The 8,516-nt window shown below is 45.1% G+C and carries 3 protein-coding genes and 1 pseudogene; 1 reads left to right on the forward strand and 3 read right to left on the reverse strand.

Annotation, left to right across the window (positions count from 1 at the left end; all coding sequences use genetic code 11):
- Window positions 1-46: 46 nt before the first annotated feature.
- The gene (locus RMY63_RS40555) at window positions 47-181 is read right to left on the reverse strand and encodes a hypothetical protein (protein WP_322734077.1); all 135 of its coding nucleotides are present in this window, start codon (window positions 179-181) and stop codon (window positions 47-49) included.
- Window positions 182-844: 663 nt separating this feature from the next.
- Complete coding sequence (locus tag RMY63_RS42065) at window positions 845-5,605, reverse strand: Calx-beta domain-containing protein (protein ID WP_416212597.1); 4,761 nt, start codon at window positions 5,603-5,605, stop codon at window positions 845-847.
- A 333-nt stretch (window positions 5,606-5,938) separates the two neighbouring features.
- Here RMY63_RS42065 and RMY63_RS42070 point away from each other — a divergent pair, with 333 nt between their 5' ends.
- Window positions 5,939-6,850 carry a pentapeptide repeat-containing protein gene (locus tag RMY63_RS42070; RefSeq protein ID WP_416212598.1) on the forward strand — a complete coding sequence of 304 codons (912 nt, stop codon included), beginning with the start codon at window positions 5,939-5,941 and terminating at the stop codon, window positions 6,848-6,850.
- A gap of 108 nt (window positions 6,851-6,958) precedes the next feature.
- Here RMY63_RS42070 and RMY63_RS42075 read toward each other — a convergent pair.
- Window positions 6,959-8,491, reverse strand: a pseudogene (locus RMY63_RS42075) (DNA/RNA non-specific endonuclease); the annotation flags it as partial.
- Window positions 8,492-8,516 lie beyond the last annotated feature (25 nt).

An 8,516-nucleotide genomic window follows, 5' to 3' on the forward strand; every position in this document is an offset into this window, starting at 1 on the left:
CTTTACTCATAGATTATACTGTTTGTCCTAACCACCTTGACGATTGCTATAATTCTGTTAGGGAGATCGCTCTTTCAACGATCAACAAACGACACAATTGCGGTAGCATTTGGAAACCAGCCAGCAGTTGTGGAATTTCTGATTGGGTAATTATCTGGTTGCCAATTCTTAGGTGAGCCATAGGGTGCAAGTCATAGCCAGGATAGGAGAATGTATTGAATAAGTCGGAAGTTGGAAGTCGGAAGTACGGTTTAGGTAGGGGGATTTAAACCCCAAGACTTGTGACTCGCAACTCTTCTTTATGAAGAAGGGGGAAAGGTAAAAACCTCGCTCTTAAAGTGAGCGACCTAATTCAACCCTTTCCCTTTGCCCTTTAACCTTTTCCTCTCTTGTTTATATGGGGACTTAAACCCCATTCGTAAACTAGGTTTTTTTTACTTCCGACTTCCGACTTCCGACTACATACTTCCTTAAATAATTTCTCTCTCGTATCATGTATTATATGTTCTAGATATGACAATGATAAGTATACGTATGTTGGACAGGATAATAACTGCCGCACACTTAGATATACTGAGATCAGCTTTGACGATCGCAAAAGTTTTTTAACTTTGTAAGTTCATTAAAGAAGAATTCAGAAGTCAGAATTCAGGAGTCAGAATGAATGAGTGGGGGATTTAGACCCACCACTCATTCAAGACCACTAAATCGGAGATTTAGTGGGGGACTTAAACCCGTTTATTCATCCGCCACTCGCACAGAATTCAATTCTGAATTCTGGCTCCTGACTCCTGAATTCTGTTCGTTAAACTGCCATCATCTCTTGAACGGGATAAGTTTCAGACTAGACACCAACAGCAGTAACAGTCGCTCCACTGTTAAAGGTAATATTGCCTTTAACCTCAATAGAGCCAAATAAAGTCGAGTTACCGTTGTAATTAAAGTTCTTCACAGCCTGGAAAGTACCCCGTGTATTAGCTGCCCCATTATAAGTAATATCTCCGCTAGAAATCACCTTCAGATTGCTAGTAGTATCCGTGGTAGTAGTAGCGCCATTGAAAGTAATATTACCACTGCCATTCGCCATCAACGTTGAGCCAGCAAATCTCGCACCACCATTCATATTAATCGAGCCAGAAGCGAACACCGACAAATCCCGCGCCTGTAAGTTGGACAGATTGATATTACCGTTGTTACTAACTAACACAACATGATTAAAGTTGTGCCCATTGCCATTAAAGTTAATATCTCCCTGTTCAACAATAATCACATAATTGCTAATGGTGATATTAGTAGGAACATTCAATCCACCACCTGTAACCCTCACCACAGTAGGATTACTCGCTGTACCTGGAGGTGGAAACTTCGCAGCCCAATCGTTAGCATTATTCATCGGGTTTTGGGAAACGTTAAAGGTAACGGTAGGTGTTCCCGTAGGAATTCGGCGATTCAGTTCCAGTTGTTTGACATCTGCATAGACTGGGATATTGATAGTCTGCTTATCTACCACTTGTGGGGGAAGTAAATTGGCATAATTGTTCGGGCCGTTAGTCACGGTGTAGCCTTCTGCTACTGCGACAGCTCTATCTACCAGAACCAGCTTGCCATTAGCATCTCGAATTGGATTCCCCTGAGCATCTCTTTGAATAGGTAATGTGGGATTGCCATTAATTGTGAACCCTTTACCTGCATAGATTAGGGCATCATCACTCAAATCCAGTGGATTGCCGTCAAAATCTCCACCGCCGTTAATGGTGACAGTACCTTCTGCTTTGATCGCAAAGGCAGGGGGTAGGTCATTATTTAGAATTGTACCCACACCTTGGGCATCACTAATAGTGGCATTGGTGGCTGAAGTCAGGTTGATGTTGAAGGTTTCATCTGATTCAATGGTGCGATCGCCTATAATTTGCACTGAAACTGTTTTAGTTGTCTCACCAGGAGCAAAGGTGAGTGTCCCATTGGTTGCTGTGTAGTCACTGCCGGAGGTCGCTGTACCGTTAGCCGTAGTATAGTTAACGTCAATTGTTTTCTGGCTGACAGCAGAAAGACTGACGGTAAATGTCATTGTCTGCGTGCCATTATCACCTTCAGTAATGGTTTTGTCATTAATCGTTAGTGTGGGCGGTGCGTCATTATCCAGAATTGTACCTGCACCTTGGGCATCGGCAATAGTAGCGTTGGTGGCATTGCTCAAGTTGAGGAAGAATGATTCATCAAATTCGTCAATGGTGTCGCCAAGTACCTGCACTGAGATAGTTTTACTGGTTTCAAGGGGTGCAAAGGTGAGTGTACCATTGGTTGCGGTGTAGTCGCTGCCAGAGTGAGCAGTGCCGTCAAGGGTGGCATAATTTACCGCGATTGCTTTGGCGCTGGCTGCCGAAAGGTTAACTGTGAAGGTGACAGTGGCAGTACCGTTGTCTCCCTCGGTAATGGTTCTATCATTGATGGTGAGTACAGGTGGTGCATCGTTATCAACGATTGTACTTACAGCTTGGTTATTGGTAATTGTAGCGTTTGTGGCATCGCTCAAGTTGAGGAAGAAAGTTTCATCAAATTCATCAATGGTATCGCCTAGTACCTGGACTGTAACAGTTTTGCTGGTTTCTCCTGGTGCAAAGGTGATGCTGCCATTCGTGGCGGTGTAGTCAGTGAGGGCAGTTGCTGTTCCGTCGGCTGTTGTATATTTAACAGAGATTGGTTTGGCGCTGGGTGCGTCGAGGCTGATAGTGTAGGTTAGTGCGATCGCTCCGTTATCTGTTTCGGTAATTGTTCTGTCGCCAATCGTTATACTTGGCGGTGCGTCGTTATCAAGGATGGTGGTTACAGCTTGGTTCTTGGTAATTGTAGCGTTTGTAGCATCGCTCAAGTTAAGGAAGAAGGTTTCGTCGAATTCATCGATCGCATCTCCTAAAACTTCTACTGTAATGGTTTTGCTGGTTTCACCGGGAGCAAAGGAAACTATTCCGTTGCTGGCAGTGTAGTCAGTACCCGCAGTTGCCGTACCGTCGGCTGTTGTGTAATTAACGCTAACGGGTTTGCCGCTTGGGGTGTTGAGGTTGATGGTGTAGGTGATGGTTGATGTACCATTGTCGCCTTCGGTGATAGTGCGATCGCCTATCGTCAGGGTTGGGGCTGCGTCATCGTCGAGAATGGTGGCTGTGGCTTGGTTGGTAAGAATTGTGGCGTTGGTGGCATCGCTGAGGTTGACGAAGAAGGTTTCATCAAATTCGTCCAGGGTGTCGCCAATTAGTTGGATGGTAATGGTTTTACTGATTTCTCCAGAGGCGAAGCTAATTGTACCGTTGGTGGCTGTGTAATCACTGCCATTCGTTGCTGTACCGTCGGTGGTGGAGTAGTTAGCGGTGATGGTTCTTTGGCTGGCTTCGCTTAAGTTGGCGGTAAAAACGGCGTACTTGTTACCGTTGTCACCTTCGATAATTGAGATATCGCTGACGGACATTGTGGGTGGTTTCTTCACCGTGACAGTCATGGTATCGTTGGTGACTGCGCCCGAATTGTCGGTGATGGTGAGGGTGACGGTGTATTCGCCCGCAAGAGTGTAAATATGGTTGGGGTTGAGAACGCTTGTTACGGTGTTACCATCACCGAAGTTCCACTCGATTGTATGAGTATCTAATATACCAGGGTCGTGAAATTGTCCGTCGAAGATGACGGGTTCGTTTTGGTACATGGTTTGGTCTGTACCTGCGTTGACGCTGGCAGCGACATTGTTGACTTTTGTGCTTAAGGTTTGGGTTGTGGATGCACCGTCGGAGTCGCTTACTGTCAAGCTGACGGTGTAGATGCCGTTGTCGAGGAAGGTGTGGGTAGCATCTTTACCTTGGACTGGGTTGGAGCCATCGCCAAAGTTCCAGGTGTAGGTAAGGGTGTCGTTGCCGGGGTCAGTGGCACTGGCGCTAAAGTTAGCTGGTGTGCCTTCTGCAACTTCAGTTGTGCCCGTGAGTTGTGTAATGGTGGGGGCGAGGTTGTTAACGGTGACGGCGAGGGTGTCGATTGTGGATGCCCCAGCGTTGTCAGTAACGGTCAAGCTTGCTGCGTAAGTGCCATCTGATGTGTAAATGTGGGTTGGGTTGAGGATACCTGCGATGGTTGTACCGTCGCCGAAGTCCCAAGTGATTGTGTGGGTGTCGAGAATACCGGAGTCGCTAAATTGCCCGTTGAAGGTAACAGATTGTCCTTCGTTGATGCTTTGGTCTGCGCCTGCATTAACTTTTGGTGCGGCGTTGTTGACTGTGATTTCTAGAGACTGGAAGCTATTTACTCTTTGGCTATCTACTACAGTAAGGGTGGCGATGTATGTGCCGTTATCGGCGTAGGCGTGGGTGACATTTTGACCTTCTAGTAGCTGGGAACCGTCGCCGAAGTTCCAGAGGTAGGTAAGTTCGTCACCTGGGTCAACTGCTGTGGCGGTAAAGTTGGCTATTGTGCCTTCGGTTGTGGTGGTGTCACCTGTAATTACCGTAATAATTGGGGCAATATTGTTGACTGTGATGTTGACAGTGGCGGTGTTGGATGTTAAGCCGTCTGTGTCGGTAATGGTGTAGGTGAAGGTGTCTGTGCCGACAAAGGTGGGGTTGGGGGTGTAAGTAACTGTACCATCAAGGTTGAGTGCGATCGCACCGTTGCTGGGGTTGGTTTTGATGGTTAGGGTTGTGGGGTTGATGCTGCTGTCTGCGTCGCTGTCATTGGCTAGAATGTTGATTAATACTGGTTTTGCTTGGTCGGTGGTGGCTGTGTCTGCGATCGCTATTGGGCTAATCAGGTCTTTGTCCAGTAGCATGACGTTATCAACGATCACTTTGCCATCTTTTGCACCGAAGCCTAGTAGGTCGAAGTATAAGGTGGCAAGGGTTCCAGGGGCAATGTTGCTGATGTCGATTTTGACGGTGCGCGGTGTGTTGAGAGCTATTTTGTCGCCGGAGGTGTTTGCACCTGCTATCTTGACTTTATCGCTGAAGTATGCGTTGCCGGATTGCTGGAGGTTGAGGAGGGAGTCGGTTTGGGTTAGTCCTATGGATGTGCCGACTAGGGGGGTGAGGGTGCGGGCATCTAATAGGGCGACTTCAAAGGCATCGTTGGGGGCAAATTCGTTGGTTCCTAGTTGGGTGTCGAGGATGGTGAATTGCAGATATTTGGCGTGTGAGGGGATGATGAAGGTTTGGGTAAAGTTGCTGTTAAAGGGGGAGTCTTCGGTGAGGATGGCTTGGGAGTTGAGGATGTTGGCTGCGCCACGAGTTGTCCAGTCGGCTTGGGTGTCGAAGTCTCCGTTGAGGATGCCAATTAGAGGATCGGAGTTGAGAGGCGCTTGCAAGGCATTCCCTCCCACTCCCCCACTCCCCCACTCCAAGGAGCGAACTGCGTTGAGGATTTGCAGGTCGATAAGGGACGGAAGTTTACGAACACCTGGGGAGAGGGAGGTGTTCATTAGGTCGAAGGGATACAGTTTAGAATCGAGGTGGCTACCGTCTTTCGTGAGGGTGGCGCTGAAGTTGTCACCAACGAATACTTTGGAACCGTTGACGGTTTGGATGTGGCGGTCAAATTCGCTGTAGCCGGAGATGATGCCTGCTAGGTGTCCCATTTCGTGCAGGATGCTGGTTAGCAGGTCGTATTTGCCGAATGCTTCTCCTGTGGTGGCGCGGAAGGCTGTGTCGGTGAGAGAGGTGGTGAATTCGCTGTTGTTGAATGGGGTGCTGTCGATGAACCAGCCGATTCCGTTAGCGTCGTCGTCGATGAGGATGGTGCCACCGTTGGGGCGACCAAAGGAGTTGTAGTTGGTGATCTGGGCTTCGGCTAGTTGTCCAGTGGGGAGGTCGGTGATTTGGAAGGTTAGGTTGAAGGTGGGGTCGAAGAGAGTAGACCAAAGATTGAGTGGGTTATCTTTGTATATGTTAATTAATGCGGGATTTGAGTTATGGATGTCGAGGAATTGTTGGAAAGGTATGCTGCTGGTGAGAGGGATTTTAGTGAGACTGACTTGAGTGGGGGAATCTCCTTGGATGAGGCTTACTTGATTGACATCAACTTCAGTAGGGCTAACCTGTACTCCATTGATTTGCGTCATAGCGACTTGAGCAATGCCAATTTGAGAGGTGCCAATTTGAGACAGGCTGACTTGGGAGTTGCTTATCTGATTAATGTCGATTTGAGAGATGCTAACCTGACTGGGGCTAGATTGGAATACTGCAACTTGACTGGGGCTGACTTGAGAGATGCCAACCTGATGGGTGCTAACTTGAGCCAAGCTAACTTGACTGACACCAATCTGATGGGGACTAACTTGAGGGGTATTAACAGGGAAGAAATTTTGTTTTGCCACACTATCATGCCAGACGGCAGTATTGAAAATGACCTCATAAGAGTGATTAGTACCCAAGAATTCCTCAGACGCTATGCCACCGGAGAGAGAAGGTTCCCTGGTATTGTTTTGCACCGTGCTGATCTGAGAGGTCAGGATTTGCGTGGAATTATTTTGACCCATGATGAGGTTGTTAAACAGCTCAAATATCCGGCTCATTTGACTAATGCCAACTTGAGTGGAGCGAACTTGGAAGGGTGTACTTTGAGTGGTGTCAACTTTAGAGGAGCCAAGTTGAGTGATACCAATCTTTATCGTGCTATCTTGCGAAGCGCTGACTTGAGTTATGCCGACTTGAGGGGAGCTAATTTGGTTTATGCCGATATGGAAGGAGTTGACTTCACGGGAGCCAATCTGACTAGGGCTAACGTTGACGACGGAAACAGTCTCTATTGGTGCACTTTCTTCCGTAACACTACTATGCCAGATGGAAAAGTTATTGTTGAACCCACCAGTTATGGGGACTGAATTTGAGGAAAGTTTTACTTCTGATAAAAGAGAAGCCGATATTGGGAGACTAGGATAATAAATTTTATCTTCTATCTGATTTTGGATATTATTAGAAACATTTGACAGAAAATTATATGTTCTACCTCCCCAACCATTAAGAAGATTTTCAAGTTGGTCAATAGTAATTTGCCATGTAGAGGGATTTCTCCATTCAACTGCGTTTTGAATGTCGGACACAGGATTAGACAACTCTAATTTGTCTCTTATTTCGTTAAATGGATGTTCGGCAGCTTGTCCACTTAAAGCCCAATTAGCGTATGGTTCCGCTCTGTTAGGCGTAAGAAAAGTATACGTGATTGTATTTTCAGTAACATCTTCAATTCCTTGTCCTGCTTTATCAAGAACTAAAATTGTCTTCCATGTCCATTTAGAAATATTAACTCCATTATTGGCAAAAGCAGTAGAATCCGTATCACCAGGAAATTTTGTTTCCAGAGCATTACTTCTTTTTTGTGGTTTAGAGTTACCACCATAAGTACCAGCGATAATATAAAGTTCTTTGCCTTGTTTTACCAAAGAACGCTCGAACTGTTCAATATTAAACCATGCAGATGCTTTCGTAGGATCGTTGTAGTCACTACTAAAATATTCATTATTATCTACATTCTGTGGGATCAAATTTGTTCCCAGAAAAGTAGCAATGTTGTCTTTTTTAGTATTTGTTCTATCCCCAGAAGGGATTAAATGACCTTGGTCAAAACCAAGACTTTTTCCATTTGAGTCTTGATAATAGGTAGTATCAATCTTTTTCCAGTCTTGTGGAAGTTCTGGATCTCCTAAAAATATTGTATTTGTTGGACGTTTTGCATTACCCCGCCAATTTTGATTCAGTTGCCAGCTTACCCAAGCAGGAGTATTTGTACTGCTATCGTAAGAAACTGCATACTGAGGCTTTTCTAACAGTAAATTCGTAGAATATGGGTTTCTAGCTCCTGGTGATTCAGATGTATATCTAGCTTCAGTTGGATTCCCAAATTGTAGATGAACACTTTTGAAAAAAACATTGTCCAAAACAACTTTTGTATCTCCTTGAATTTCAAATGTTATTTTAGTTTTTAAGCCTCTAAATACTTCTAGCTCCTTACTATCTAAATGAAAAGTTTCAAATCCATTGCGTCCATTTCCAATTTTATAAATATCATTTTCATATTCATTTAAAGTTCCTATTGCATTTTTTGACAAATCTATTTCTTTGGAAAAATTTAATGGTTCAAGTAAAATTAGTCCATTAACATTCCTTGTTATTTTTGTTGCACTTAAAGATATCTTGAGTTTTCCAGATTTTTGTGGTGTATGGATATCAAATCTTAAATCGCCCCAATCAGGTACCTCGATTCCATCATGTGTGATTTTTTTGCGATTTCCTTGCAACACTACACCATAGTTTTGCACTTCATCAACGCTTAAAGCTGCGGATAGAGGAGCTTTTAATAATTGCGTATCATCTTCTGTGTTATCTAATAAATCCGGGTTTACTATAGTGGTAATAGTTTTAATATTGACCAAATCTTTCCTTAAAAGAGGCTCATCACCATTATGGAAAGACCAACCAGCAACGGGCGCATTTGGGGCGAATATCTCACTATTGACCAAACTCATCCACTTGCCGGAAGCCTCAGTTGTG

Source organism: Nostoc sp. ChiQUE01b (genome assembly GCF_034531255.1).
Taxonomy (GTDB): Bacteria; Cyanobacteriota; Cyanobacteriia; order Cyanobacteriales; family Nostocaceae; genus Nostoc.

What these genes read in the sequence shown, in the direction of transcription:
- RMY63_RS40555 (WP_322734077.1), bottom strand. Translation starts at nt 181, where the DNA reads ATGGCTCACCTAAGAATTGGCAACCAGATAATTACCCAATCAGAAATT.
- RMY63_RS42065 (WP_416212597.1), bottom strand. Translation starts at nt 5,605, where the DNA reads ATGGGACACCTAGCAGGCATCATCTCCGGCTACAGCGAATTTGACCGC.
- RMY63_RS42070 (WP_416212598.1), top strand. Translation starts at nt 5,939, where the DNA reads ATGGATGTCGAGGAATTGTTGGAAAGGTATGCTGCTGGTGAGAGGGAT.